At 76.5% G+C, this 26,370-nt stretch carries 27 protein-coding genes and 1 tRNA gene; 15 read left to right on the top strand and 13 right to left on the bottom strand.

Annotated elements, in window-relative coordinates:
• The first annotated feature begins 142 nt into the window (after positions 1 to 142).
• A complete protein-coding gene (locus GTQ99_RS24740) occupies positions 143 to 259 on the top strand; it encodes a DLW-39 family protein (RefSeq protein WP_338074703.1) in 117 nt (38 codons plus the stop codon).
• 16 nt (positions 260 to 275) lie between these two features.
• A tRNA-Ala gene (locus GTQ99_RS04005) sits at positions 276 to 348 on the top strand.
• 68 nt (positions 349 to 416) lie between these two features.
• Here GTQ99_RS04005 and GTQ99_RS24255 read toward each other — a convergent pair.
• Entirely contained in the window at positions 417 to 1,391 is a 975-nt protein-coding gene (locus GTQ99_RS24255) for a hypothetical protein (protein ID WP_205706741.1), read from the bottom strand.
• Positions 1,392 to 1,548: 157 nt separating this feature from the next.
• Between GTQ99_RS24255 and GTQ99_RS03995 the strand changes: the two genes are divergently transcribed.
• On the top strand, positions 1,549 to 2,073 hold the full coding sequence (locus tag GTQ99_RS03995; protein WP_166614446.1) for a peptidylprolyl isomerase: 525 nt from the start codon (positions 1,549 to 1,551) through the stop codon (positions 2,071 to 2,073).
• 56 nt (positions 2,074 to 2,129) lie between these two features.
• On the top strand, positions 2,130 to 2,981 hold the full coding sequence (locus GTQ99_RS03990; RefSeq protein WP_166614445.1) for a rhomboid family intramembrane serine protease: 852 nt from the start codon (positions 2,130 to 2,132) through the stop codon (positions 2,979 to 2,981).
• Here the strand turns inward: GTQ99_RS03990 and GTQ99_RS03985 are convergent.
• Together GTQ99_RS03985 and GTQ99_RS03980 are read right to left on the bottom strand one after the other, a co-directional pair.
• Positions 2,954 to 3,979 (bottom strand): hypothetical protein, encoded by a 1,026-nt coding sequence (locus tag GTQ99_RS03985; protein WP_166614444.1) that lies wholly within the window; start codon positions 3,977 to 3,979, stop codon positions 2,954 to 2,956. The two genes, GTQ99_RS03990 and GTQ99_RS03985, sit on opposite strands and share 28 nt — an antisense overlap.
• Before the next feature lie 115 nt (positions 3,980 to 4,094).
• On the bottom strand, positions 4,095 to 4,391 hold the full coding sequence (locus GTQ99_RS03980; RefSeq protein WP_205706740.1) for a cell division protein CrgA: 297 nt from the start codon (positions 4,389 to 4,391) through the stop codon (positions 4,095 to 4,097).
• 115 nt (positions 4,392 to 4,506) lie between these two features.
• Between GTQ99_RS03980 and GTQ99_RS26610 the strand changes: the two genes are divergently transcribed.
• The 5 genes from GTQ99_RS26610 (at position 4,507) to GTQ99_RS03955 (ending at position 8,278) form a co-directional block, all read left to right on the top strand.
• The gene (locus GTQ99_RS26610) at positions 4,507 to 5,241 is read left to right on the top strand and encodes a DUF881 domain-containing protein (protein ID WP_166614443.1); all 735 of its coding nucleotides are present in this window, start codon (positions 4,507 to 4,509) and stop codon (positions 5,239 to 5,241) included.
• A complete protein-coding gene (locus tag GTQ99_RS03970; protein ID WP_205706748.1) occupies positions 5,241 to 5,951 on the top strand; it encodes a class E sortase in 711 nt (236 codons plus the stop codon). Before GTQ99_RS26610 ends, GTQ99_RS03970 begins: the two co-directional genes overlap by 1 nt.
• A gap of 9 nt (positions 5,952 to 5,960) precedes the next feature.
• Positions 5,961 to 6,122 (top strand): hypothetical protein, encoded by a 162-nt coding sequence (locus GTQ99_RS03965; protein ID WP_166614441.1) that lies wholly within the window; start codon positions 5,961 to 5,963, stop codon positions 6,120 to 6,122.
• Positions 6,123 to 6,179: 57 nt separating this feature from the next.
• Positions 6,180 to 6,653, top strand: a complete 474-nt coding sequence (locus GTQ99_RS03960) for a DUF4190 domain-containing protein (RefSeq protein WP_166614440.1) — start codon at positions 6,180 to 6,182, stop codon at positions 6,651 to 6,653.
• Positions 6,654 to 6,739: 86 nt separating this feature from the next.
• Positions 6,740 to 8,278: an LCP family glycopolymer transferase gene (locus GTQ99_RS03955; protein WP_166614439.1), complete on the top strand. Its 1,539-nt coding sequence runs from the start codon at positions 6,740 to 6,742 to the stop codon at positions 8,276 to 8,278.
• Between the two features lie 3 nt (positions 8,279 to 8,281).
• On the opposite strand, the gene GTQ99_RS03950 is transcribed toward GTQ99_RS03955, so the two are convergent.
• Positions 8,282 to 9,319 carry a Gfo/Idh/MocA family protein gene (locus GTQ99_RS03950; protein WP_166614438.1) on the bottom strand — a complete coding sequence of 346 codons (1,038 nt, stop codon included), beginning with the start codon at positions 9,317 to 9,319 and terminating at the stop codon, positions 8,282 to 8,284.
• Between the two features lie 125 nt (positions 9,320 to 9,444).
• Here GTQ99_RS03950 and GTQ99_RS25895 point away from each other — a divergent pair, with 125 nt between their 5' ends.
• Positions 9,445 to 9,873, top strand: a complete 429-nt coding sequence (locus tag GTQ99_RS25895) for a YchJ family protein (protein ID WP_338074702.1) — start codon at positions 9,445 to 9,447, stop codon at positions 9,871 to 9,873.
• Between the two features lie 73 nt (positions 9,874 to 9,946).
• Entirely contained in the window at positions 9,947 to 11,062 is a 1,116-nt protein-coding gene (locus GTQ99_RS03940) for a baeRF2 domain-containing protein (RefSeq protein WP_166614436.1), read from the top strand.
• A 100-nt stretch (positions 11,063 to 11,162) separates the two neighbouring features.
• Here the strand turns inward: GTQ99_RS03940 and GTQ99_RS26605 are convergent, their stop codons facing one another.
• Complete coding sequence (locus tag GTQ99_RS26605; protein ID WP_338074701.1) at positions 11,163 to 12,137, bottom strand: helix-turn-helix domain-containing protein; 975 nt, start codon at positions 12,135 to 12,137, stop codon at positions 11,163 to 11,165.
• A gap of 82 nt (positions 12,138 to 12,219) precedes the next feature.
• On the opposite strand from GTQ99_RS26605, the gene GTQ99_RS26600 reads away from it, so the two are divergent.
• The gene (locus tag GTQ99_RS26600) at positions 12,220 to 13,089 is read left to right on the top strand and encodes a hypothetical protein (RefSeq protein ID WP_166614435.1); all 870 of its coding nucleotides are present in this window, start codon (positions 12,220 to 12,222) and stop codon (positions 13,087 to 13,089) included.
• On the opposite strand, the gene GTQ99_RS03925 is transcribed toward GTQ99_RS26600, so the two are convergent.
• From GTQ99_RS03925 to GTQ99_RS03895, 7 genes are all read right to left on the bottom strand, one after another.
• A complete protein-coding gene (locus GTQ99_RS03925) occupies positions 13,067 to 14,911 on the bottom strand; it encodes an EAL domain-containing protein (protein WP_166614434.1) in 1,845 nt (614 codons plus the stop codon). The genes GTQ99_RS26600 and GTQ99_RS03925 overlap by 23 nt on opposite strands.
• A 94-nt stretch (positions 14,912 to 15,005) precedes the next feature.
• On the bottom strand, positions 15,006 to 15,395 hold the full coding sequence (mnhG, locus tag GTQ99_RS03920) for a monovalent cation/H(+) antiporter subunit G (protein ID WP_166614433.1): 390 nt from the start codon (positions 15,393 to 15,395) through the stop codon (positions 15,006 to 15,008).
• On the bottom strand, positions 15,392 to 15,655 hold the full coding sequence (locus GTQ99_RS03915; protein WP_166614432.1) for a monovalent cation/H+ antiporter complex subunit F: 264 nt from the start codon (positions 15,653 to 15,655) through the stop codon (positions 15,392 to 15,394). Before GTQ99_RS03915 ends, mnhG begins: the two co-directional genes overlap by 4 nt.
• Complete coding sequence (locus GTQ99_RS03910; protein WP_205706737.1) at positions 15,652 to 16,251, bottom strand: Na+/H+ antiporter subunit E; 600 nt, start codon at positions 16,249 to 16,251, stop codon at positions 15,652 to 15,654. Before GTQ99_RS03910 ends, GTQ99_RS03915 begins: the two co-directional genes overlap by 4 nt.
• Complete coding sequence (locus GTQ99_RS03905; protein ID WP_338074700.1) at positions 16,248 to 17,819, bottom strand: Na+/H+ antiporter subunit D; 1,572 nt, start codon at positions 17,817 to 17,819, stop codon at positions 16,248 to 16,250. Before GTQ99_RS03905 ends, GTQ99_RS03910 begins: the two co-directional genes overlap by 4 nt.
• The gene (locus GTQ99_RS03900; RefSeq protein ID WP_166614431.1) at positions 17,816 to 18,223 is read right to left on the bottom strand and encodes a Na(+)/H(+) antiporter subunit C; all 408 of its coding nucleotides are present in this window, start codon (positions 18,221 to 18,223) and stop codon (positions 17,816 to 17,818) included. The genes GTQ99_RS03905 and GTQ99_RS03900 overlap by 4 nt, the downstream gene beginning before the upstream one ends.
• Positions 18,220 to 21,111: a Na+/H+ antiporter subunit A gene (locus tag GTQ99_RS03895; RefSeq protein WP_166614430.1), complete on the bottom strand. Its 2,892-nt coding sequence runs from the start codon at positions 21,109 to 21,111 to the stop codon at positions 18,220 to 18,222. The genes GTQ99_RS03900 and GTQ99_RS03895 overlap by 4 nt, the downstream gene beginning before the upstream one ends.
• A gap of 95 nt (positions 21,112 to 21,206) precedes the next feature.
• Here GTQ99_RS03895 and GTQ99_RS26595 point away from each other — a divergent pair, with 95 nt between their 5' ends.
• A complete protein-coding gene (locus GTQ99_RS26595) occupies positions 21,207 to 21,674 on the top strand; it encodes an excisionase family DNA-binding protein (protein WP_205706736.1) in 468 nt (155 codons plus the stop codon).
• Here the strand turns inward: GTQ99_RS26595 and GTQ99_RS03885 are convergent.
• Entirely contained in the window at positions 21,619 to 22,383 is a 765-nt protein-coding gene (locus GTQ99_RS03885) for an aldolase/citrate lyase family protein (protein ID WP_166614429.1), read from the bottom strand. The genes GTQ99_RS26595 and GTQ99_RS03885 overlap by 56 nt on opposite strands.
• 93 nt (positions 22,384 to 22,476) lie before the next feature.
• On the opposite strand from GTQ99_RS03885, the gene GTQ99_RS03880 reads away from it, so the two are divergent.
• Positions 22,477 to 24,165, top strand: a complete 1,689-nt coding sequence (locus GTQ99_RS03880; protein ID WP_166614428.1) for an EAL domain-containing protein — start codon at positions 22,477 to 22,479, stop codon at positions 24,163 to 24,165.
• A gap of 163 nt (positions 24,166 to 24,328) precedes the next feature.
• Positions 24,329 to 26,224, top strand: a complete 1,896-nt coding sequence (locus GTQ99_RS03875; RefSeq protein WP_166614427.1) for an EAL domain-containing protein — start codon at positions 24,329 to 24,331, stop codon at positions 26,222 to 26,224.
• Positions 26,225 to 26,370 lie beyond the last annotated feature (146 nt).

Raw genomic sequence — 26,370 nt, 5'->3', positions numbered from 1 at the left:
GTGGAGGAGGGGGGCATGTTGCCCTCCCGTCGGCCGCGCCCGCCGGGACCTGAGCCGCACGCCGGTCACCGTGCGTGGCCCACCGTGCTAGCGTGCTGCGTCGTCGCCCGCGCGGGCGACGACGGTCGAGGAGGAGGACCCGGTGAAGAAGCTGTTCGTCGTGGCGGCTGCCGCGGGTGCCGTGGTCCTGTGGCGCCGCAAGGCGTCGGCCAAGGCCGAGCGCGACCTGTGGGCCGAGGCGACCGACACGGTGCGCTGAGCACCGGCAGCCCCCGGGGGGCGTGGCGCAATTGGTAGCGCACCTGCTTTGCAAGCAGGGGGTTAGGGGTTCGAGTCCCCTCGCCTCCACCCGGATCTGACGAAGGCCCCCACCGCACGCGGTGGGGGCCTTCGTCGTCCCGCCCGGGGGCGGGGGGTCAGGAGTCCCTGGGCTCGGAGCCGGGCTGCGACCCGGACTCGGACTCGATCGTCGGCTCCCCGGGCGCGGGGGCGATCCGGGTGCTCGCGTCGGAGGGGCCGCTCCCCGCCGGGTCCGGCACCTGCGTCGTGCTGGCCTCGCCGGAGGCCCCGGAGGCCTCGAACGCGCTGGTGCCGCTCGTGCCGGTGGACGTGCCGGTGGACGTGCCGGTGGACGTGCCGGTGGACGTGCCGGTGGACGTGCCGGTGGACGTGCCGGTGGACGTGCCGGTGGACGTGCCGGTGGAGCTGGCCTCCTCGAGCTTGTCGGCGCTGGCGCGGGTGCCCGGGGTGCTGGGCGTCGAGGTCGAGGGGGCGGGGGTCCAGGCGGCGCCCGGGGTCGCCCACGGGTCCTCCTTGGAGCGCCCGCGCACCGCGGCGAAGGCGGCCGCGCCGCCGGCGAGCAGCAGCGTGACGAGCAGGAAGCGCTTGCCGCGCCCGGAGCCCTGCTTCTTCTTCTGCACCACGGCGTCGCCCTTGAGGACGGCGAGGGCGTCGCTGGAGCGCTGGGCGGCGACCTTCCCGCCGGCCAGCGCGCTGGCCGTGGCGGCGGCCTTGGCGCCCTTGCCGGCCACGAGGGCGCTCTTGCCGGCGACCTCCAGGCTCTTGCGGGCGGTCTTGGCCGTGCCGGCGGCGGAGGCCGCGGCCGCCGTGGCCGCGGTGGTGGCGGCGGTCACCGCGGGGGCCGCGCTCTCCTTGGCACCCTCGGTGGCCTCCTGCAGGACCTCCGCGAGGCGCGGCAGCAGGTCGTCGACGATGGTGGTGCGGGCGTTCTCGACCGCGGGGACGGCGGCGGCGATGGCCGCCTCCACCCGGGGGGTGGCCCACTCGCGGGCGCTGTCGACGGCGGGACCCACCTTCTCGGCGAGCGCCGCACCCTGCTCGCGGACCTGCGCCTGCAGCGTGTCCGACCGGTTCTTCGTCGTCAGGGACATCCGTTCCTCCTGTCGTCTGGCGGTGGACCCGCACTGGTCGTGGCAACGAGCGCACGGCTCCGCACGTGCCCGGTGCCTGGATCACCAGCGGCCATCACACCGCACCCCGGGACTCTCCGCCAGCGTGGAGGCGCGCGGGCCGTGGGAGCATGTGCTCATGCACGCCACCCTGCACACCAACCACGGTGACATCCGCCTGGAACTGTTCGAGAACCACGCCCCGAAGACGGTGGCGAACTTCGTCGGCCTCGCCGAGGGCACGAAGGAGTGGCAGGACCCCGCCACGGGTGAGAAGCGGACGGAGCCGTTCTACGACGGGCTGACCTTCCACCGCGTCATCGACGGCTTCATGATCCAGGGCGGCTGCCCGCGCGGCGACGGCCGCGGCGGCCCCGGGTACCAGTTCGACGACGAGATCCACCCCGAGCTGCGCTTCGACAAGAAGTACCTGCTCGCCATGGCCAACGCGGGCAAGGTCGCGGGCCACGGCACCAACGGCTCGCAGTTCTTCATCACCGTCGCCCCGACCTCGCACCTCAACGGCCGGCACACGATCTTCGGCGAGGTCGCCGACGACGCCAGCCGCCAGGTCGTGGACGCCATCGCCTCGGTGGCGACCGGTCCCGCGGACGCCCCGCGCGAGCCCGTCGTCATCTCCAGCGTCGACGTCGAGCGCGACTGAGCACGTCGGGCCCGGCGACGGGCAACGACGGGGACGTCCCGGGCGTTGAGCCCTCCGTGAGCGCCGAGCCGATCCCGCCCGCGAGCGACGTCCCCGTCTGCCCGCGCCACCCCGACCGCGAGTCGTGGGTGCGCTGCCAGCGCTGCGAGCGCCCCGTGTGCCCGCAGTGCCAGCGCCCCGCCGCGGTCGGGGTGCAGTGCGTGGACTGCGTGGCGGAGGCCGCCCGCACCGTCCGCGCGCCCCGCACCACGTTCGGCGGCGTGCTGCGCAGCAGGGACACCACCGTCACCAAGGTCCTCATCGCGGTCTGCCTGGTGATGTTCGGGGCGCGCTACGTGCTGCCCGAGCAGGTCTACTTCCAGCTCGCCCTCGTCAACGGGCTCTTCTACGGCGCCTTCGGCCCGGAGACCTGGTGGCAGCCGCTGACCTCGGCCTTCCTGCACGGCAGCCTGCTGCACCTGCTCTTCAACCTGTACGCGCTGTGGATCGCGGGCCAGTACCTGGAACCGATCCTGGGCCGGCTGCGCTTCGTGGCGCTGTACGCGCTCTCGGCGCTGGGCGGCGCCGCGGGCGCCCTGCTGCTGCCGCTGACCGCCAACAGCGTGCTCGTGGGCGCCTCGGGCGCCGTCTTCGGCCTGTTCGCGGCGCTGTTCGTCGTCAACCGGCACCTGGGGCGCCAGACCGGCCAGATCGTCGGCCTCATCGTCGTCAACTTCGCCATCGGCGTCCTGGTGGCGGGCATCTCCTGGCAGGCCCACCTCGGCGGGCTGCTCACCGGCGCCGTGGTCTCGTGGGTGCTGGCCCGCGGCCGGCGCGGCAACGCGGCGCTGCAGTGGTCGGGGCTGGCCGTCGTCGCGCTCGTGCTGCTGGCCCTGCTGGGCTACGCGGCGACCCGCTCGCCGTTCTGAGCTGTGGACGGCCCGTCCACCGCGCCCGTGCACACCTGTGGACGGGCGGCGGGGTTTCCCACAGCTGTCCACACGGTGTGGATGAACCGGTGGACAAGGGCTGTGGACAGCGGTGCCGCCGTCCCCGTCCCGGGGCCCGCCAGCTCCTCCCAGTGGCGCGGGGAGCCGGCGGGCGCCGGGGCGAGCCAGCCCTCCTCCATGTGCGTGCACAGCGCCGGGTCCGCGGCGGCCAGCCGCCGCCGGCGCGAGGGCCGGCGCAGCGAGGCGAGGTCGACGGCCGAGCGGGTGGCGGTGAGGTAGGCGCCCCGGGCGGCCCGCACCAGCGGCGACGTCGAGGCCCCGGGGTGGTGCACGACGAGCTCGCGCAGGCCGAAGCGGGGCACGCCCTGGACCGCCAGGCAGCTGGTGTGGTCGAAGTCGCCGCCGGACATGCAGCTCAGCACGAGCAGCCGGTGGTCCTGGCGCAGCACCCCCACCCGCACGGCGAAGGTGCTGGTGGTGGACGTGTGCGGCACCCAGCGCACGACGTCGGCGGGCACCCGCGCCTCCCCCCGCGCGGTGCGGGGCAGGCGCTCGGCGCGGGTGCGGCCGTCGACGTCGTCGTGGGTGCCGGTGCCGTAGGGCGCCCAGTAGTCCGCGCGCCGCCGGGCCGCGGCCGCCAGCAGCGCGGAGAGCGCGTCGGGGCGCCACAGGTAGTCGTCCTCGGCGAGCAGGACGACGTCGTCGTCGTCGAAGCCGGAGCGCACCGCCAGCTTGAGCGCGGCCAGGTAGCTGGCCCGGTTCGTCCCGCCGGTGATCGGCACCACCCGGCCGCCGGCGCTCATCGCGGTCAGCAGCGGCTGCGCCAGCGGGCCGTCGTTGAGGAAGACGACGTCGACCGGCTCACCCGCCGACTCGACGGCGCGCAGGAAGGACGCCAGGGCCAGCGGCTTGGAGTACCAGGCCGGTCGGCCCTTGGCGTTCTCCCCGCCGTGGGAGCGGTAGACGACGTGCAGCACAGCGGCCCTCCGGTCGCGTCGGGTCGCACCGGGGACCGGCCGACTGCCGGAGCCTAACCGTGACGTGCCGGGAGGGTTGGCAGGGCGCGACGGGCGCTCACCCGGGCGGGTGCTCTCAGCGCCACCGGGTCGTCATCGCGAAGCCCACGAGCACGAGCCCGAAGCCGGCGACGAGGTTCCAGTTGCGCCACCCGGGCACCGGCAGCTCGGAGCTGGAGAGGTAGAAGACGACGATCCACAGCAGCCCGACCACCATGAAGGCGACCATGAGGAAGATCCACCAGCGCGGGGTGAGCTGGTTCTTCGCCTTGACGGCGCGGTCCGCTGCGGCCACGCCGTCCTCGCTCCGGACGGCGCGGCGCAGCCGCCTGCGACCGGCGGGCTGGTCGGGCTCGTTCTCGGGGCGGGGCACGTCGACCTCCTGGTCAGGGGGTGGGCGGGACGCGGCGCGTCCCCACCTCGTTAGCGTAGTGCGACGACCGGTGTGCGGTCGGTCCCGACGGCACGAGCGAGGGTGAGGGGTCCGGGTGGGCGCAGCAGGGGGCGGCCGACGCGCCGCCCGTCGGGTCGCGGTCGCGGGGGTGCTCGCCGCCGCCGGGCTGCTCTTCGCCACGAGCGCGCAGACCTCGCGCGGCACCGACCTGCGCTCGGAGTCGGCCGACCTCGGCACCCTCGTCGCCCAGCGCTCGCGGGAGAACGAGCTGCGCTCGCAGCAGGTGGGCGCGCTGCGCGCGCAGGTGGAGGAGCTCAGCGCCCCGCGGGCCGGCGCCCCGGGACTCGGCGACCCGCTCGTCGACCCGGTGCTGGGCACCGCCTCCGGCGCGCTCGCCGTGCGCGGGCCCGGGGTCGCCGTCGTCCTCGACGACGCGCCGAGGGACCGGCCGCGGCCACCGGGCGCGGTGCCCGACGACCTCGTCGTGCACCAGCAGGACGTCGAGGCCGTCGTCAACGCGCTGTGGAACGGGGGTGCGGAGGCCATGGTGGTCATGGACCAGCGGATCGTCTCCACGTCGGCGGTGCGCTGCGTCGGCAGCGTGCTCCTCCTGCAGGGGCGCACGTACTCCCCGCCGTACCGCATCGCCGCCGTCGGCGACCCGGACGCGCTGCGCGCCGCGCTCGCCGCCAGCCCCGAGGTGTCGGTCTACCGCCAGTACGTGGCCGCCTACGGCCTGGGCTACGAGGCCTCCGACGCCGAGGACATGCTGCTGCCGGCCTTCGACGGCACCACCCGGCCCTCCTACGCGCGCGCGGGCGCCGCGTGATGCGCCGGGCGGTCTCCGCGCTCGGCGAGCTGCTGCTGACGGCCGGCGTGCTCACGCTGCTGTTCGTCGTCTGGCAGCTGCACTGGACCGACCTCACCAGCGGCCGCGCGCAGGCCGCGACGGTCAGCTCGCTCACCGAGCGCTGGGACGCCGGCGCCCCGGCCGCTCCCGCGGCGGCGCCCGCGCCCACCGCGAGCGCCGCGGCCCCCGCCGTGCCCGACGTCGACCAGAGCCCGCCGACGGGGGACGCCTTCGCCGTCGTCTACGTGCCGCGCTTCGGCCCCGACTACGCCGTGCCCGTCGTCGAGGGCACCGGCACCGAGGAGCTGAAGGAGGGCATCGGCCACTACGCGGGCACCGCGCTGCCCGGCCAGGTCGGCAACCTCGCCCTCGCCGGCCACCGCGTCACCTACGGCAAGCCGTTCCACCTCATCGCCGACCTGCGCCCCGGCGACGCCGTCGTCGTGGCCACCGCGACGCGGTGGTTCACCTACCGGGTGGCCTCCTCCCAGGTCGTCAGCCCCCGGCAGGTCTCGGTCATCGCCCCGGTGCCCGACCGGCCCGGGGAGGACCCGACGCAGGCGTGGCTGACGATGACGGCCTGCCACCCGATGCACTCCGCGCGCGAGCGCTACGTGGTGCACGCCCTGCTGGAGTCGGCCCAGGACCGCTCGGCGGGGCCGCCGGCCTCGCTCGCGGCCGCGGGCTAGGGGGTCGCGGTGTACGCGTGGTGGTGGCGGGTGCTGCCGGGCCCGTGGTGGGTGCGGCTGCTCATCAGCCTGCTGGCGGCGGCCGGCCTGCTGCTGCTGTGCTTCACGGTGGTCTTCCCGGCGCTCGCCGACCACCTGGCGATCAACGACGGCACGGTCGAGGGGAACTGAAGTCGCGCCCCGCGCGTCTGCTTGGAAGACTCCCAGCTCCACGATCGAGGAGGACCGATGGCCGAGCAGCACGGGCAGGGCAGCTACCCGAGCGGGCAGCAGGGCGGCTACGGGGCCGGCTACGGCTCCGGCCAGGGCGGCTACTCCGAGCCCTACGGCGCCAAGCCGCGCAACGCCATGGCCGTCGTCGCGCTCGTGCTCGGCATCGTGGCGCTGCTGCTGTGCTGGGTCGTGCTGGGGCTGCCGCTGGCGATCGTGGGCCTCATCCTCGGCATCGTGGCGATGCGCCGCGCCAAGCGCGGGCTGGCCACCAACCGGGGCACGGCGATCGCCGCCGTCGTCGTCAACGCGGTCGCGCTGCTGGCCAGCGCCGTGCTGACGGCCGTCTACATCGCCGCCGGCGCCGCCTTCTGGAACAACGGCGGCGCGGACTACGCGCAGTGCATCCGCGACGCCGGCAGCGACCAGGTGGCCGCGCAGGCGTGCCAGGAGCGCTACCAGGACGAGATCACCGAGCAGCTCGGTTCCTGACCCGGCTGTGAAGGCATCGCGCACACGCTGCGCAGCTGTGCCCGACCGCGTCCGGGGAGGGTCCGCTGCGGCCTTACCGTGACGGCGTGCCCACCTCCACCGACGACGTCCCGCAGCGCAGCACCGTGCCCGGCACGGGCCGCCGCGCCCGGGGCCAGCACGTCAGCCACGCCCACGGTGCGGCCTTCCGCGTGCTGCGGGTGCTGGCGGTCGGCGCGCTCGTGCTGGCGGTCCTGGCGGCCGGCGGCGGTGTCTACGCCTACTACCGGCTGCAGGGCAACATCCAGGCCCAGGACCTGTCGGGGCTGCTGGGGGACCGGCCCGGCGACGAGTCCACCGCCGACCCCACGACCGGCAACGACGCCGTCAACATCCTCGTCATGGGCAGCGACACCCGGGCCCTGGCCGACGGCACCGGCGACGCGTACGGCGGCGAGGCCGCCGACCCCGGCGCCCGCTCGGACACCACCGTGCTCGTGCACCTGTCGGCGGACCGGCGCAGCGCGACGATCGTGAGCATCCCGCGCGACTCGGTCGTGCAGATCCCCGCGTGCACCGCGCCGGGCACCGGCGAGCAGCTGCCGGCGCAGCTGGACATGTTCAACGAGGCGTTCTCCGAGGGCGGCCCCGCGTGCACGATCAGCACGGTGGAGTCCCTCACCGGGATCTACGTCGACCACTGGGCCGTCGTCGACTTCAGCGGCTTCCGCTCGATGGTCGACGCGCTGGGCGGGGTGACGATCTGCACCCCCGAGGACATCGACGACACCAAGGCGAACCTGCACCTGGCCGCCGGCACGCACCTCGTGGACGGCGAGACGGCGCTGGCCTACGCCCGGGCCCGCTACAGCATCGGCGACGGCTCGGACCTGGGGCGCATCAACCGCCAGCAGGCGCTGATGTCCTCGATGGTCCAGAAGATCACCAGCTCGCAGGTGCTGCTGCGCCCGGACCGGCTGTACTCCTTCCTCGACGCGGCGACGAAGTCGGTGACCGCCGACCCCGGCCTGGCGAGCCTGACGGAGTCGGTGGGCCTGGCCCAGAGCCTGCAGAAGATGCCCGCGAACGGCGTGCAGTTCATCACCGTGCCCACCGAGCCGTACCCGAGGAACGAGGCCCGCGTGCAGTGGACGGCCGCGGCCTCGGCGCTGTGGCAGCAGATCCGCACCGACACCGCGGGCCCGGCGTCGGCGACGCCGACGGCCAGCCCCACGGGTGACCCCTCGGCGAGCTCCGAGCTGCTCGTGGCGCCCTCGGACATCTCCGTGCGGGTGCTCAACGTCGGTGCCCCCGCCGGCACGGCGGCCGCGGTCGCCGACCAGCTGGCCGGGGTGGGCTTCGCGGTCGGCGGCACCGGCGACGGCCCCGCGACGGCGCCCGGCACCGGCGTCCTCGTGCGCTACGGCACCGACCGGGCCGACTCGGCGAGGACCGTCGCCGCCGCCCTGGGCGGCGCCGTGCTCCGCGAGGACGCGACCCTGGGCCGCAGCATCGTCGTCGAGGTCACCTCGCCGACCGTCGCGGTCACCGACGTCCGCTCCCGCGTGACCGGCGCGGCGCCCGCCGCGCCGGCGCCGAGCGCGGGCATCACCAGCCGGGTGGCCACCGACGACATCTGCGCCTGAGCCTCAGCGCGCGCCGGCCGGCGCGCGCTCGGGCGCCGCGACGCGCACGGGCGCCCCGGTGCGCAGCGACTCCTGGGCGGCGTCGGCGACGCGCGCGGCGGCCACGGCGTCCGCGAGGGTGCACAGGTCCTCGGCCGCACCCCCGGCACCGCGCACGAGGTCGGCGAAGGCGGCCACCTCGGCGCGGTAGGCGTCGGCGAAGCGCTCGGCGAAGGTGGTGTGCGCGGGCCCGGCGGGGAAGGCGGTGCCCGGCTCGGCCGAGCGCAGCGCGGAGCGCTCGTCGAGGCCGACGACGAGGGTGCCCAGCGAGCCCTGCAGCTCCAGCCGCACGTCGTGCCCGGCGCCGTTGCAGCGGGAGGCGGTGACGACGGCCAGGGTGCCGTCGTCGAGGGTGCACACGGCCAGGGCGGTGTCGACGTCGCCCACGTCGGCGATCTGCGGGGCGACCTCGGCGCTGCCGCGGGCGTAGACCTCCACGACCTCCCGGCCGGTGACCCAGCGCAGCGCGTCGAAGTCGTGGACGCTGCAGTCGCGGAAGAGCCCGCCGGAGGCGGCGAGGAAGGCCAGCGGCGGCGGGGCCGCGTCGCAGGTGGTGGCGCGCACGGAGTGCAGCCTGCCCAGCTCGCCGGCCGCGTGGGCGCGCCGGGCCTCGCGGTAGCCGGCGTCGTGGCGGCGCTGGTGGCCGATGCGGACCACGCCGCCGGCGGCCTCGACGAGCTCCAGCACCGGCAGCGAGGACGCCACGTCCGGGGCGACGGGCTTCTCGCACAGCACCGGCACGCCGGCGCGCACCCCGGCGGCGACGAGGGCGGGGTGCTGGGCGGTGCCGGTGGCCACGAGCAGGCCGTCGACGCCGCGGGCGAGCAGGGCCTCGGCGTCGGGGGCCCAGTCGGCGCCGAGGGCCTCGGCCACCTCCCGCGCCCGGTCGGGGTCGGCGTCGGCGAGGGTCAGCCGGCCCACGCCGGGGGTCCGGGTCAGGTGGCTGGCGTGCATCGCGCCGATGCGGCCGACGCCGGCGAGGCCGAGGTGCAGGTCGGACATGGGGGCTCCCGGGGACGACGTCGTCGGCGGTCGGTGGCGCCCGAGGCTGGTGCCCGGGCGGCGCGCTGTCAAGGGCGGTGCGCGGCGGTCCGCGCGAGCACCGCGGCTGCTGGCACGGTGGACCCGTGAGCACCCCCGCACCCCCCGGCCACCCCGGTCGTCCCGCGCCCGGCGCGCCCTGCCCCTGCGGCTGGGGCGAGCCCTTCGAGGACTGCTGCGGGCGCTACCTCGCCGGTGCCGACGCCCCCACGGCCGAGGCGCTCATGCGCTCGCGCTACACGGCCTTCGCGCTCGGCGACGTCGCGCACCTGCTGCGCACCTGGGACCCGGCCACCCGCCCGCGCGAGCTGGAGCTGGACCCGCAGGTGCGGTGGCGGCGCCTCGTCGTCGTCGCCACCAGCGGCGGGGGCCCCTTCGACGACACCGGCACGGTGGCGTTCGAGGCGCACCACCGCAGGGAGGGCCGGCGCGGGGTGCAGGTGGAGGACTCGCGGTTCGCGCGCAGCGCGGGGCGCTGGGTGTACGTGGGGCCCGACGCGGACCGGCTCGCGTGAACGTCCACGCGTTGACACGCTGAGCCACGGGTACGAGGGGAGTACCACCGCACCGTCGCAAGGAGGTTCCTCCGTGAAGCTCGACTGGCTCAAGGACGTCGCCCTGGCTCCCGGACCGCACGTGTCGGTCTACGCCGACGCCACCCGGGACCGCGAGAACAGCGCCCACGAGTTCGACGTGCGCTGGCAGGACGCGCGCACGGCGCTGCTCGACCAGGGCGCACCCGAACCCGCGCTGCAGGCCCTCGACGGCGTGGCGACCGAGCCCACCGGCGTCGGCGGCCCCGTGGGCCGCGCCATGCTCGCCTCGGCCGAGGGGCTGGAGCTGCACGTGCTGCTGCCCGGGCCGCCGCTGCGCGAGGAGAGCGCCAGCGGGCCCGTCGCGCACCTCATGCCGCTCGTGCGCTCGCTGGCCGACGACGTGCGCTACGTGCTCGTCGTGCTGGACCGCACGGGGGCGGAGATCACCGTCGCGCGCTCGCACGCCGTCGAGCCGCCCCGCACCCGCACCGTCGAGGGCGGGCACGACCTCATCCACAAGATCCCCGGCGGCGGGTGGGCGCACCTGCGCTACCAGCACGCCGTCCAGGACTCCTGGGACCACAACGCCGCCGCCGTCGACGAGGAGCTGGACCGCGTCGTGCGCGCCGAGCGCCCGGAGGTCGTGCTGCTCACCGGCGACACCAAGGCGGCCGCCGCGCTGCGCAGCAAGGCCTCCCAGGCGGTCCTGGACCTGCTCGTGGACGTGCAGGGTGGCAGCCGCTCCCCGGGCGCCAACGAGCAGGCGTTCGCGGCCGCGCTCGAGGAGGCGATCGACGCCGTGCGCAGCGAGCGGCGCCGCACCGTCCTCGAGGCGTTCGTGCAGGAGCGCGGCCGCTCCGGCGCGGCCGTGGAGGGGCTGGCCGCGGTCGTGGCAGCGCTGCGCCGCAGCCAGGTGCGCACCCTGCTGCTGCGCGACGACCCGACCTCGACCGCGACGCTGTGGATCGGGGACGACCCGCTGGCGATCGGCACGTCCGCCGAGGAGGTCCGCGCCCTCGGGGTGAGCGACCCCTTCGAGGTCCGCGCCGACGCGGCGATCATCCGGGCCCTGGCCGGTTCCGACGCCGACATCGAGCTGGTGGAGGACGGCGTGGAGCTCGTCGACGGCATCGGCGCCGTCCTGCGCTACGCCGACCCCTCCACCTGACCCGCCCACCCGTCCGTGATCTTCCACGGTGCACCGTGGAAGATCACGGACGGGTCGCGGTGCGTCCCCAGGCGTCTCCACACGCTGGGGACGGCCGGGCTCAGCCGCGGGGCCCCGCGGCGCGGAAGGTGCGCCGGTGGGTGGCCGGCCCGACGCCGCGGCGCGCGGTGAACTGCGCGCGCAGCGCCTCGGCGGTGCCGGTGCCGGTGCGCGCGGCGATGGCCTCGACGGTGAGGTCGGTGCTCTCCAGCAGCTCCTCGGCGCGGCGCACGCGCTCCTCCACCAGCCAGCGGTGCGGGGTCGTCCCGGTGGCCTCGCGGAAGCGGCGGGCGAACGTGCGCGGGGCCATCAGCGCGCGGCGGGCCAGCACCTCCACGGGCAGCGGCTCGTCCAGGTGCGCGCGCGCCCAGTCCAGCACCTGCGCGATGCCGGGTTCGGCGGTGCTGCGCGGGACGGGCCGCTCGACGAACTGGGCCTGACCGCCGGCGCGCTGGGCGGCGGTGACCATCCGCCGCGCCAGCGCGTTGGCGACGGCGGCGCCGTGCTCGGTGCGCACCACGTGCAGGCAGGCGTCGATGCCGGCCGCGGCGCCCGCGCTGGTGGTGACGGGCCCGTCGTCGACGTGCAGGACGTCGTGCTCGACGCGCACCCGCGGGTGGCGCGCGGCGAGCAGGCCGGTGAACTGCCAGTGCGTCGTCGCGCGGCGGCCGTCGAGCAGACCGGCCCGGGCGGCCGGGAACGCGCCGGTGCAGATCGTCAGCAGCCGGGCGCCGCGCCCGACGGCCGCGCGCACGGCCTCCAGCACGGGCTCGGCGACGGGGGCGTCGAGGGTGGGCCAGGCCGGGACGACGACGAGGTCGGCGTCGGCGAGCGCCTCGAGGCCGTGCTCGACGAGGACCTCGAAGCCCCCGGTGGTGGGCACCGGCCCGGGGCGGGCGGCCGCGACCCGGAACAGCGGGTGCGGCAGGGCGGGGTCGTCGTCGCGGCGGTCGGTGCCGAAGACCTGCACGGCGATGCCCAGCTCGAACGGCGCGACCCGCTCGCCGACGAGGGCGGTCACCCGTGCGATCCCCACCCGACGATCATGGCAGGGAACTCGCCCTCGGCGACGGTCCTGCCGCTTCCGCGGGCGGCGCGGTGCGGCGCACGCTCGTCGGGTGATCCCCGGAACCGCACCCAGCAGCGTCGCCGTCCCCGCCCCGGCGACCGGTCCGCAGCGGTGGGCGGGCGCCTCCTGCGCCGTCCTCGACGACGACGGCGGGGTCCTCCTCGCCCACCGCGAGCGCGCCGACGGCGACGCCCTCGTCGTCTCGCGCACCGCCGACGGCGTCGCGACCGAGGAGCTGGTGCGCCTGCACCCGCAGCGGGCGGGCGCCGCGATGCTCGAGCGCCCCGCGCTCGTGCGCACCGCCGGGGGCTGGCGGCTGTTCGCCGGCTTCGCCACGCCCGGCAGCCCGCACTGGTGGATCGGCGCGAGCGAGGCGCCGACGCTCGCCGGGCTCGCGGACGCGCCGTGGCGGCCGGTGGTGCCGGGCGGCGCACTGGAGGGCTTCAAGGACCCCGTGGTGCGCCGCGAGGGCGGGCGCTGGCGGATGTGGGCGTGCCGCCACCCGCTCGACGTACCGGGCGCGGAGGACCGCATGAGCACGGTGGAGCTGACGAGCGCCGACGGCTGGACGTGGACGCCGGTGGCGACGGTGCTGCGCGGCGCCCCGGGCGGCTGGGACGCGCGCGGCGCCCGGCTGACGGCGCTGCTGCCGGACGGGCGCGCCGCCTACGACGGCCGCGCGAGCGCCGCGGAGAACTGGTTCGAGCGGACCGCCCTCGCCGAGCCCGCCGGGACGGGGTTCCGCCCCGCGGCGCAGCCGGTCGCCGACTGCCGCTACCTCGACGTCCTCGTGCTGCCGGGCGGTGCGGTGCGCACCTGGTACGAGGCGCGCACCGCGGACGGCGACCACGAGCTGCGCACCGAGCTGCACCCCCTGCCGCACCCGGGGGACGACCTCACCCCCCCCACAGCGCGCTGAGCGCGTCCCCGGGCTGCGGCGCACCGCAGTGGTGGCCCTGCAGGTAGTGGCAGCCGGCCGCGACGGCCCGGTCGGCCTGGCCCGCCGTCTCCACGCCCTCGGCGGTGACGCGCAGGTCCAGGCGGGTGGCGACGGCGACCACGGCGTCCACCAGGGCCCCGCGGCGCGCGTCGTGCTCCAGGCCCGCGACGAAGCTCTGATCGATCTTGGCCATCGTCACCGGCAGCTCCACCAGGCGGGAGAGGGAGGAGGGGCCGGTGCCGAAGTCGTCCACGCACAGCGGGTGCCCGCGGCGCTGCTGCTCGCGCAGGCCGGGCAGCACCTGCGGGTCGCCGAAGCCGGCCTCCGCCAGCTCCAGGCCCAGCTGCTCGGGCTGCAGGTGGTGGGTGCGCAGCGCGGTGGTGACGGCGGCGGTCAGGCCGGGGTCGACGAGCTCGCGGGCGCTGAGGTTGACGTAGGCGGTGCGCGGGGCGCGCCCGCCCAGCTCGCGCTCCCAGCGGGCCACCTGCGCGCAGGCCTGGTCCAGGACCCAGCGCCCGATGCCGACGATCGCCTCGGTGCCCGCGGCCAGGTCGATGAAGCGCGCCGCCGGCAGCAGCCCGTGCTCGGGGTGCTGCCAGCGCAGCAGCGCCTCCACGGCGTGCACGCGCCCGTCGGCGTCGGCGATGGGCTGGTAGTGCACCCGCAGCTGGTGGTGCGGCAGCGCGCCGGCGAGCTGGCGCTGCAGCTGCCGCGCGGAGCGGCGGGGCCGGTCGGCGTCGCGGTCGGCCCCCCGCTCGTCGCGCCGGTCGCGGCCGTGCTCCTCGGGCCGGCTGTGCTTGACCTGGTACATGGCCCCGTCGGCGTCGGCGAGCAGCTCGTCGGCGCTGCGGTGCCCGTCGCTGAGGGCGGCGCCCACGCTGGCGCTCACGACCAGCTCGGTCCCGCCGAGGCGGATCGGCTCGGCCAGCGCGCGGCGCAGGCGCGAGGTGACCGCGCGCACGTGCGCGGCCAGCTCGGCCGGCTCCGCCCGGGGCAGGTCCTCGCACAGCACGACGAACTCGTCCCCCGCCAGGCGGGCCAGGGTGTCCTCCTCGCGCAGCGCGGCGGCCGCGCGGGTGGCGACGGTGGCCAGCACGGTGTCGCCGGCGGCGTGGCCGAAGGTGTCGTTGACGGCCTTGAAGCGGTCCAGGTCGATGAACAGGACGGCGACCGTGCGCTCGTGGCGGCGCGCGCTGGAGAGCGCGTGCTCGAGGCGGTCGAAGAGCAGCACCCGGTTGGGCAGCCCGGTCAGCGGGTCGTGGGTGCTGCGGTGCGACAGCTCGGCGTGGGCGCGGCGGGCCTCGTCGCGGTCGGCGGCCATCACCAGGTAGGAGACCGTCACGTGCGCCAGCAGGTGCGCCGCGGCGAGGTCGTCGGCGCTCCAGCGCCCGGGCCGGCGGCGGTACAGCTCGAGCACGCCCCAGGTGCGCCCGCGGCTGGTGAGCGGGACCGCGAGCAGCGAGCCCAGCCCGAGCTCCAGCGCCCGGGCGGTGGGCTCCGGCCACGCCCCCGGCGCAGCGGTGAGGTCGTCCACGACCACGGCGGCCAGGGTGTCCGCCGCGTCGCGGCAGGGGCCCTCCTGCAGGAGCTGCTGCAGCCGCTCGACCTCCTCGACGGCCTCGTCGTCGGCGTGCACGAGGCGCACCGCGCCGTCCTCGACGGCCAGCGCGCCGGCGCCGTCGACGCCGAGGTGGTGGCGCGCCACGTCCACCAGGCGCCGCAGCAGGTCGTCGGGGGAGGAGGGTCCGGTCGCCTCGGCGGCCAGGTCGGCGACGCCGTCGACCAGGGTGGGGTTCTCCACGGTGCATCTCCGCTCGCGGAGCCGTTGTCGCGGCTCGTGGCGGGATCCTAGGCACCCGCCGCCCCGCGCGCCCGCCGGCGGGCGCGCGGGGCGGTCACCGCGCCCGGTTCCGCTCCTCCTGCTGCTCCTCCCGCTGCTCCTCCCGGGCGAGCTGCTCGGCGAGCTCGTCGGCGTCGAGCACGGACTCGTCGACCTGCCCGGTGCGGTAGGCGGCGCGGCCGACCAGGTGCGCGGCGACGGGGACGGTGAGCAGCTGGAAGACCGCGATGGCCACGAGCATCGCCACGTCGGTGGCCCCGCGCAGCTGCAGGCCGACGCCGACCAGGGCGAGCACGAGGCCGAGGACCTGCGGCTTGGCGGTGGTGTGCATGCGGGCCAGCACGTCCGAGAGCCGCAGCAGCCCGACGGCCGCGACGAGGGTCAGCAGGCACCCGGCGAGCAGGCAGACCGCGGAGACGACGTCCGCGACGGCGCTCCAGCTCACTCCTGCTCCTCCTTCGCGGCGTAGCGGGCCACGCTCACCGAGCCGACGAAGCCGAGCAGGGCGAGCACGACGATGACGGGCAGCGTGGTCGCGTGCCGGTTGGCGGCGGCCTCCACGCACAGGGCGATGACGACGACGGCCACGAGCACGTCGAGGGCGACGACGCGGTCGAGCATCGTGGGGCCCCTGGCGATGCGCAGCAGCGCCAGCACGGCGGCGACCGTCAGCGTGATGGCGCAGGCGGTGGCGACGACGGTCACGACGGGTCCCTCCGGGTCCTCTCGCGCAGCGTGGCCGTGCCGTCGGCGCGGCAGCGCTGCTCGTAGGCGGCCAGCGCCGCCGGGGTGGCGAACGTGCGCACGATCCGGCGCTCGGTGAGCAGGACCTCGCGGCGGGTGCGCTCGCGGGCCCGCTCGTCGCCCGCGCCGAGCGCGTGCACGTACAGCACGCCCTGCCCCTCGCGCGCCGACGGCGCCCCGATCTCCAGGATGAGCGAACCGGGCACGAGCGAGACCACCTCGGCGGTCATCGCCGTGAACAGGTCCGAACCGCTGTGCAGGGGCACCCGCACGACGGAGTTGCGCGGCTGCCGGCCGGGCCGGCACGCCAGCCACGCGACCTGCGCGCTGGCGCGGACGAGGTCGAGGAGGAAGCGGGCGAGCAGCCGGGCGATCCGCACCGGGCGCAGCCGGAGGCCGAAGTCCACCTTCGGCATCGGCAGGACGAGCGTCACCAGCAGCCCCAGGCCCAGCCCGGACAGCAGGTTCGCCCAGGACAGGTCCCCCCACAGCAGCAGCCACAGGACCACGAGCCAGAGCAGGACGGGCAGGCTGACGCGTTCGCGCAGGAGCCTCACGGGCCCACCTCCGGGACGCGGTCGTGCAGGACGGTGCTGGTGTAGGGCGTGCGCTCCAGCAGGTCGGCGGCGGCCCGGTCGGCGACGCCGAACAGCGGCCCGGCGATCGCGGTGATCCCGACGCCGAGCGCGACGAGCGCCGCGGTGGGGGCGACCATGCCGAGCGGGGTGCGGGTCCCGACGCGGGTGGCGGTCACCAGGCCGCCGACCCCCTCGGGCTCGGCCAGCGGTTCCTGCCAGAACGCGCGGTTCCACGTCTTGGCGATCGCGTAGAGGGTGAGCAGGCTCGTGACGACCCCGCCGGCCACGAGCACCCAGGCCAGCGGCGAGCCGTCGTCGGCGCCGGCCTGCAGCAGCCCGAGCTTGCCGATGAACCCGGACAGCGGCGGGATGCCGGCGAGGTTGACCGCGGGCACGAAGAACAGCACGGCCAGCAGGGGGGCGCGCTGCGCGAGCGCCCCCAGCGCGTCCAGCGACGTGCTGCCGGAGTGGCGCTCGACGAGGCCGGTGACGAGGAACAGCGTCGTCTGGACGGTGATGTGGTGCGCGACGTAGAACACCGCTCCCGACAGGCCCGCCGCGCTGCCCAGCGCGATGCCGAACACCATGTAGCCGATGTGGCTGACGAGCGTGAAGGACAGCATGCGCTTGACGTCGTTCTGCGCGACGGCGCCGAGGACGCCCACGAGCATCGTCGCCAGCGCCACCCACATCAGCAGCGTGTCGGCCTGCCCGCCGGGGAAGAGCAGCGTCTGGGTGCGGATGATCGCGTACACGCCGACCTTGGTGAGCAGCCCCGCGAACACCGCGGTCACCGGGGCGGGCGCGGTGGGGTAGGAGTCCGGCAGCCACGCCGACAGCGGGAACACCGCGGCCTTGATGCCGAATCCCACGAGCAGCAGCAGGTGCAGCACGAGCCGGACGTCGGGGTCGATCTCCTGCAGCCGCACCGACAGCTCGGCCATGTTCACCGTGCCGGTCGCCGCGTAGATGAGCGCGATGGCGGTGAGGAAGACCATCGACGACAGCAGGCTGACGACGACGTAGGTGGTGCCGGCGCGCACCCGGGCCCGGGTCCCGCCGAGGGTCAGCAGGATGTAGCTGGCGGCCAGCAGGATCTCGAAGCCGACGTAGAGGTTGAACAGGTCGCCGGACAGGAACGCGTTGGAGACGCCGGCCGACAGCACCAGGTACGTGGGGTGGTAGATCGAGACGGGGGTCCCCTCCTCGCCGTCGGCGACGCCCTGGGCCAGGGAGTACACGAGGACGGCGAGGGTGACGACGGAGCTGACGACGAGCATGAGCGCGGACAGCCGGTCGGCCACCAGCGGGATCCCCAGCCGCGCGGGCCACCCGCCGACGTCGACGCTGTAGGTGCCGCTGCCGCGGTCGGTGCGCACGAGCACGGCGACGGAGGCGAGCACGACGATCGAGAGGGCGGTGACGCTGATCGTGCGCTGCGCCCTGACCCGGCGGGCCAGGGCCAGGGTGAGCCCGGCCGCGAACAGCGGCAGGACCACGGGCAGCGGCAGCAGCACCCGCGGCCAGTCGGCGAGCCAGTCGTTCACGGGGCCTCCCGAGCGTCGTCGTCGTAGCTGGCCGAGGTCTCGTCGAGCTCCGCGCGGCGCACGATGCGGCGGTCCTCGACGTCGTCCTGGACCTCGTCGTGCCCGTCGAGCTGCCAGCTGCGGTACGCCAGCGCGAGGATGAACGCGACCATCCCGAGGGTGATGACGATCGCGGTGAGCACCATCGCCTGCGGCAGCGGGTCGCTCATGTCCTCGGCCCGCGTGACGCCGAGGATCGGCGCGCCGCCGGGCCGGCCGCCGGCGACGAGGAACAGGACGTTGATCCCGTTGCCCAGCAGGACGATGCCGACGAGGACGCGGGTGAGGGTGCGTTCCAGCAGCAGCGCGACGCCGGTGGCGACCAGGACCCCCGACACGAGCACCAGGGTGAGGTTCGGGCTCACCGGGACACCTCCTGCAGCTCGGTGGTCGGTCCCGCCGGTCCCTCGTCGGCCTCCTCGGGCTCGTCGCCCTCCTCGACCTGGCGGTCGACCTCGGCGCCGAGGCTGCGGACGATGTCGACGACGAGGCCCACGACGAGCAGGTACACGCCGATGTCGAAGAACAGCGACGTCACGAGCTTCACGTGCCCGAGCACGGGCAGGTCGAGGTGGACGATCGCGGTCTGCAGCACGTCCTGGCCGATGAGGATGCCCGCCAGGCCCGTGCCGGCGGACAGGAACAACCCGGACCCCAGCAGCCAGCCGGCGCTGACGGGGACGGCGGTGTTGAACTCGTGGCGGCCGCCGGCGAGGTAGCGCACCAGCAGCGCGAGGCCGGCGACCAGCCCGCCGGCGAAACCCCCGCCGGGCTGGTTGTGCCCGGAGAAGACCAGGTAGAGCGAGAGCACGACGATCGCGTGGAACGTCAGCCGGGTGACGACCTCGAAGACGACGGAGCGGCGCTCGGGGGAGACGGTGCTCTCCGCCGGCAGCCAGCGCCCCCGCCGCACGGGCCCGCGCCCGGCGGCGGTCAGCGGCTCGTGGTGCGCGGCGACCGCGCGGTCGATCGAGCCCGTCCGGCGGCGGAACACCAGGCTGGCGACACCGGTCGCCGCGACGAGCAGCACGGAGATCTCGCCCATGGTGTCCCAGGCGCGGACGTCGACGAGGGTGACGTTGACGACGTTCCTGCCGCCGCCGTAGTCGTAGGCCCACTGCGGCAGGTCCACGGAGGTGGGCACGGCGACGCGGGCGCCGCTGGCGACGAGGGCGAAGCCGGAGGTGCACAGCCCGACGACGACGCCGATCGCGATGCGCACCCAGCGGCGCGAGAGCGCCGGGCGGCGGGAGAAGTGCGGGGGCAGCCGGCGCAGCGCCAGGACGAAGACGACGAGCGTCAGCGTCTCCGCGAGCGCCTGGGTGAGCGCGAGGTCCGGGCCGGCGTGCAGGACGAACAGCAGCGTGACGCCGTAGCCGGTGACGCCGGCGAGCACGACGGCGCGCAACCGGCGCCGGGCGCGCACCGCCAGCAGCGCGGCGGCGACGACGACGGCCCCCACGAGGACCTGCGCGGGGTGGTCGGCGAGGACCACGTCCGCCGGCCACGGCCGCGTCCACAGCAGCGCACCGCCCGGCACGAGCACGACGACGAGCAGGATCGAGGCCAGGTAGACCGGCAGCGAACCGCGCTGGGTCGCACCGGTGACCTCCACGGCGACGCGGTCCACGGCGCGCACGGTGCGCCGGTACCCCTCGTCGGCGCCGGGCACCCGCGGCAGCCGCGCCTGGGCGCGCTCGACCGGTGCGCGCAGCAGGAACAGGGCCGCGGCCAGCCCGAGGGTGACGGCGGTGAGCAGCAGCACGGTGGAGAACCCGTGCCACGGCGCCAGGTGCGTCAGCTCCCCGCCGGGGTCGGTGGCCAGCCCCGCGTTCTGCCCGGCCACCAGCGCCGCGGGGCGGTCCAGGGACCGCGCGAGCGGGCCGAGCAGCAGCGTCGCGGCGGCCAGCACCAGCGGCGGCGCGAGCAGCCCGGCGCCCGGTCGCGGGGCCGTGGAGTCCGGCACCCCGGGCTTGCGGCAGAAGGCGCCCCACACGAAGCGCGCGGAGTACGCGGCCGTCAGCACCGAGCCGGCGACCAGGACCGCGAGGACCCAGGGGCGGTCGTGCAGGAACGCCTCGTAGGCGGCCTCCTTGGCGACGAAGCCCAGCGTCACGGGGACTCCGGCCATCGAGGCCGCGGCGACCGTGCCGGCCACCGCGAGCAGCGGCACCCGCCGCCCGAGCCCGGACAGCTCCCGCAGGTCGCGGGTGCCGGTCTGGTGGTCGACGACGCCGACGACGAGGAACAGCGCGGCCTTGAACGTGGCGTGCGCGACGAGCAGCGCGATCCCGGCGAGGGCGGCGGCGCGGCTGCCGGCGCCGACGAGGACGACGAGGAACCCCAGCTGGCTGACGGTCCCGTGCGCGAGCAGCAGCTTGAGGTCGTGCTGGCGCAGCGAGCGGTAGCCGCCGACCAGCATCGTCGCCAGGCCGAGGGCGAGGACGACGACCTGCCAGGCGGGCAGGTCGGCCGCGGCGGGCGCGAACCGGGCGACCAGGTAGACGCCGGCCTTCACCATGGCGGCCGCGTGCAGGTACGCGCTGACCGGGGTGGGCGCGGCCATCGCGGCCGGCAGCCAGAAGTGGAACGGCACCAGCGCCGACTTGCTCACGGCGCCGACGAGCAGCAGCACGACCGCGACCGTCGCGCCGGTCCCCGCGGGGAAGTCCGCGAGGACCTCGGAGGTGCGGTACGTGCCGGCGCTCTGGCCGAGGACGACGATCCCCACGAGCATCGCCAGCCCGCCGAAGGTGGTGACGACGAGCGCCTGGATCGCGGCGCGGCGGGCCGTGCGCCGGGCGGAGTCGTAGCCGATGAGCAGGTAGGAGAAGACGGTCGTCAGCTCCCAGAACACGTACAGCTGCACGAGGTCGTCGGCCAGCACGAGCCCGGTCATGGCGCCGGTGAAGGCGACGAGCACGGCGGCGAACCGCGCGCTGCCGGGGTCGCGGCGGTGGAAGTAGCTGCCGCAGTAGAGCAGCACCAGCGCGCCGACCCCGCCCACGAGCAGGGTCAGCACCCAGGAGAGCACGTCGAGGCGGAAGGCGAGCTCCGCGCCCAGCGAGGGGACCCACGGCACGACCTCGACGGGCCCGCGACCGTCGAGGACCGCGCCCGTCCGCGTGGCGGCCCACACCGCCGTGGCGGCCGGTGCGAGGGCGAGCAGGGCGAAGGCGCGGCGGTCCAGCAGGCGCACCAGGGGCACGGCGAGGACGGCGGCGACGGCGTGGACGATCAGCAGTGCCAGCACGGCCAGTCCTCACGTCGGGGGGCGGGTCGGTCCCCCCAGCGTAACCCGGATTTTCGTTTCGTTCGATTCGGGGGACCGCGGGTACCGTGGTGGACGTGTCATCGACGGCCGCCGCGCACGGCGCAGAGGTCACCGTCCACCCCGGTGCCGACGGTCTGCCGGAACTCGCGGAACTGCTCTCCTCCCACCCCGGGAACCCGCTCGCGCTGAAGGTGGGGCGCCGCTGCGTGCCGCTGCCGGCCGAGCTCGCCGACGCGCTGCGCGAGGCCGTCGCCGCCCTCGCCCGCGGCGAGGCCGTGACCCTCACCCCGCACGAGGCGCTGCTCACCACGCAGGAGGCCGCGGACGTGCTCGGCGTCAGCCGGCCCACGCTCGTGCGCCTGCTGGAGAGCGGCGCGCTGCCCTACACCCAGCCGGGCACGCACCGCCGGGTGCTGCTCGAGGACGTCCTCGCCTACGCCGAGCGCCAGCGCCACGCGGCGGCCCCGCCCGCGCCGGCCGCGGGCGTCAGCCCGCCGCGGCGCCCGGCCGCAGCCGCGCGAGGCCCTCGCCCAGCGCGCTGACGTCACTGGCGTAGGCGACCGAGGTGAACCCCAGCGCCAGCAGGGCGCGGGTGTGCCCGGGGGCGACGCCGAAGGCCCCGGCGACCACCCCGGCGCGGCGGCAGGCGGCCACCACCCGGCGCAGCGGCGCGTCGGGCGCCGGGTCGGCCACCAGCTCCTCGACGTCGCGGCCCAGCGACAGCGACAGGTCGAAGGGGCCGACGAAGACCTCGTCGAGCCCGTCGACCGCGGCGATCGCCTCCACCCGCTCCAGGGCGCCGGCCGTCTCGACCATGACCGCGCAGCGGGCCCGCGCCTCGCGCGCCGAGGGCACGGCCCGCCCGTAGGCGCCGCCCAGCGGTCCCCAGCTGCGCCGCCCGTGCGGGGGGTAGCGGCAGGCGGCGACGGCCGCGGCGGCCTCGCCGGCGTCCTCGACGAGGGGGACGACCACCCCGGCGGCCCCGGCGTCCAGCGCCCGGCCGATCCAGGCCGCGTCGTTGGCGGGCGGGCGCACGTGCACGGGCACGCCGGAGCCCGCGAGCAGCGTGCAGACCTCGCGCACCGAGGCGTCGTCGTGCTCGCCGTGCTGGGCGTCCAGGCAGATCCAGTCCACGCCGGCCGCGGCCGCGGTGGCGGCCGCGGCCGGGGAGCGCAGCAGCGACCAGCTGCCGAGCGCGGGGGCGGTGGTGGTGGCGGTCGGGGCGGCTGCGGTGCCGGCGGTCTGGCTCACCCGGTGAGCATCGCAGGGGGCGCCCGTGCGCGTCAGCCCTCGCGGGCGACACCGCACAGTGCACGTACGGCTCCTCTCTGTCACCGTGAGGGGGTGGAGGAGGCGAGCACCCCGGCGACGGCCGCGCTGCTGCGCGGTCTCGACCTGCACCCCAGCGACGGGTTCGCGGTGCTGCGGGCGGTCCGCGACGAGCGCGGCCACGTCCAGGGCTTCGAGCTCGAGCTGGGCGGCGGGCGGCGCTGGGAGCGCCTCTGGAGCGGCCCGTCGGCGGACCGGCTGCGACGGCGCTGCACCGAGGTGCTGGACGGCGGGCGGCCGTGGAGCGGGCGGCTGCACGTCCTCGACCCCGAGCACGCCCCGCACGAGCGCCGCCGGCAGGTGCACCTGCTCCCCGGCGGCGGGGAGCGGGTCGTCTGCCACCTGCAGGACGTCCCCGCCGAGGCCGCGCAGCCCCCCGACCGGCGCGCCCCCCACGACCCGCTGACCGGGTTGCCCGGCCGCCCGCTGCTGCTGGAGCACCTGCAGGTCGCCCTGGGCCGCGCCCGGCGCAGCGGGACGGCCGTGGCGGTGCTCTCCTGCGACCTCGACGGCTTCCGGGCCGTCGTCGACACCCTCGGCCGGGCCGCCGGCGAGGAGGCCCTCGTGGAGGTCGCCGCCCGGCTCACCTCGGCGCTGCGCCCCGGTGACGTCGTCGCCCGCTGCGGCGAGGACGAGTTCGTCGTGCTCCTGGTGGACCTGCCCGACGAGGACAGCGCGCTCGCCGTCGCCGAGCGGGTGCGCGCCGCCGTCGGCGGCCACCACCGCCTCACCGCCGGCGAGGTCGTGCTCGCCGCCTCGATGGGGCTGAGCGTCACCACCTCCGCCGCCCGCGACGCCGGGCAGCTGCTCACCGAGGCCGACACCGCCCTGCTGGAGGCCAGGCGGCGCGGTCGCGGGCAGGTGCAGCGCTACGTGCCCGAGCTGCACGCCCGCGCCAGCTACCGCCTGTCCACCGAGGCCGAGCTGGACCGGGCGCTGCACCGCGGGGAGCTGCGGCTGCACTACCAGCCCAAGTACGACCTGCTCAGCGGCGCCATCGCCGCCGTGGAGGTCCTCGTGCGCTGGCAGCACCCCACCCGCGGGCTCCTGCCGCCCGGGCAGTTCCTGCCCATCGCCGAGGACAGCGACCTCATCCTCGGCATCGGCAGCTGGGTCCTGCGGGAGGCGTGCCGGGCCGGCGCGCGGTGGACCGGGCTGACCGACGTGGCACCGGAGATCGACGTCAACCTCGCCGCCCGCCAGCTGCACCACCCGCAGCTGTTCGAGGAGGTGGTGGACGCCCTCGCGCACGCCGGCGTCGACCCCGGGCGCCTGGAGGTGGAGGTCACCGAGACGCAGGTGGTGACCGACCTCGCCCGGGCCGCCGACACGCTGGCCCGCCTGCAGGGGGCGGGCGTCAAGGTCGCCCTCGACGACTTCGGCACCGGCCACTCCTCGCTGACCTGGCTGCAGCACCTGCCCGCCGACACCCTGAAGCTGGACCGCTCCTTCGTGCACCGCATCGGCGACGACCCGCAGAGCCTGGAGATCGTCCGCGCCGTCATCGACCTCTCGCACGCCCTGGACCTGCGGGTGGTCGCCGAGGGCATCGAGACCGAGGCGCAGCGGCACCTGCTCGTCGGGCTGGGCGCCGACCTCGGCCAGGGCTTCCACCTGGCCCGGCCCATGGACGAGCAGCAGCTGGCCCTGGCCCTCACCACGACCCGCACGACGCTGCCCGGCCGCTCGGCCGCGGGGCGCTGAGCGCGGCGGCCCCCGCCAACGCGCTCCGTGACGACCTCCCCCACGGAGGGTGGTACTTCTAGAGGTCCCCGGCGGACCCGCCGGGAGGCCGCCCGCCGTCGTCCCTCGCCTCGGCCGGGCGGCGGGGTGCCGCGCGGGAGCGGGACGTGGAAGGGGGCGGCTCGTGCGCCTGGCACGGATGTGGCGCGCGCTGGCGCCGATGGTGGCCCGCGAGGTCGCCGACGACGTCTTCACCCGCCGCACCCTGGCCCGCGTGCTCGGCCTGCAGTACGCCCTCGGCGGCGCCCTGGCCCTGCTCTTCGCCGTCGTGGCCCTGCCGGCGAGGACCCGCCCCGACGTGGTGGCCTGCGCCGCCGTCGCACTCGCCGCCGGTGCGCTCATGGTGCTCGCCAGCCTCCTGCGCCTGTCCTCGCGCGCGCTGACCGCCCTCTCGCACGCGTGCATCGTCTCCGCCCAGGTCCTCGTCGCGGTCGTCCACACCCGGGCGGAGGGCCTGGGCGGCCCGATGCTGCTGTTCCTGCTGTGGACCGTCCCCTACGCCGGCATCGCCTCCGCGCGCACCCGCTGGCTGCACCTCGCCGTCACGTGCACGGCCCTGGTGGTCGCCTCCTGCTCGGTGCCCGGAGCGCTCGGCGTGAAGGCGGTCGGCATCGTGATCTTCGCGGCCACGGCGGTCATCACCAGCGTGCTCACCGCCCGGATGACCACCCGGCTGCGCCGCAGCGCCACCCAGGACCCGCTGACCGGGCTGCCCAACCGCCGCCTGCTGCACGCCGCCGCCTCCGCCGCCCTGGCCCGGCGCGCCGCCCGCGGCGGCACGGTGGCCGTCCTGCTCGTCGACCTGGACCGCTTCAAGCACGTCAACGACACCTTCGGCCACGAGAGCGGGGACGCGCTGCTGCAGCAGGTGGTGCCCCGGCTGCTGGCGGTGCTGGGGCCCGAGGACGTCCTGGCGCGCCTGGGCGGCGACGAGTTCGCCGTCGTCTGCGAGGACCCCGGCGGGAGGCTGGACCCCGCCGAGGTGGCCGCCCGCTTCAGCCGGGTGTGGGCCGAGCCGGTCCTCGTCGGCGGGCGCACCCTGCACGTCAGCGGCAGCGTCGGCGTCGCGCTCGCCGACCGGGGCGCCACGCCCCGCACGCTGCTGCGCGACGCCGACGCCGCCATGTACGAGTCCAAGCGCCGTGGCCCCGGCGGCTTCGAGGTCTTCTCCGCCGACGTCGCCGCCCGCGCCCACCGCCAGCTGCTGTTGGAGCAGGGCCTGCAGCAGGCCGTGCGGCGCGGGGAGCTGGCGGTGCACTACCAGCCGGTCGTCGCCCTCGCCGGTGAGCGCGGCGGTGGGCGCGGCGGCCGCGTCACCGGCGCCGAGGCGCTGCTGCGCTGGCGCAGCGCCGAGCTCGGCGCGGTGGGGCCCGACGAGTTCGTCCCCGTCGCCGAGGAGGCCGGGCTCGTGGGCGCGCTGGGCGACTGGGTGCTGGAGCGGGCGCTGGGCGACCTGGCCGGCTGGCGCGAGCACGGCCTGGTCGACGAGGGCTTCCAGGTCGCCGTCAACGTCAGCGCCCACCAGCTCGTCCCCGCCCTGCCCGGGCGGGTCGCGGACCTGCTGTCCCGGCACGGCCTGAGCGCCGCCCACCTCGGCCTGGAGCTGACCGAGACCGCCGTCGTGGAGGGCGGCACCGCCCCGCAGGTGCTGCACGACCTGCGCGCCCTGGGCGTGAGCCTGCTGCTGGACGACTTCGGCACCGGCTACTCCTCGCTCTCGCAGCTGCAGGAGCTGCCCTTCGACGTCGTGAAGGTGGACCGCGCCTTCGTCGCCGGCATGTCCCGCTCCCCGCGCGACCACGCGCTGGTGCTGGCGGTGCTGTCCCTGGCCGGCGCGCTGGGCGCCTCGGTCGTGGCGGAGGGCGTGGAGGAGGCGCGCCAGGCCGAGCAGCTGAGCGCCGCCGGCTGCGCGGCCGCGCAGGGCTGGTACTTCGCCCGGCCGGTGCCCGCCGCCGAGCTGCCGGACGCCGTGCGCGGGGCGGGCGCGCGGCTGGGCGGCGGGGCCCGCGCCGCCTCCTGAGCACCGGCGCGCGGCCGGGGTGCGGGTGGGGTGCGGCCGGGGTGCAGGTGGTCCTGCGCTCAACCGCCGCAGGAGCCCGCGCGGTGCCGGTGCGGGGTGCCAGGGTGCGCACCGTGGACATCGACCTGCGCGAGGCCGCGCCCGCC

The organism is Kineococcus vitellinus, from assembly GCF_009906315.1.
Lineage (GTDB): Bacteria > Actinomycetota > Actinomycetes > Actinomycetales > Kineococcaceae > Kineococcus > Kineococcus vitellinus.
The sequence above is the reverse complement of the archived record's forward strand: the minus strand, read 5'-3'. Positions and strand labels throughout refer to the sequence as shown.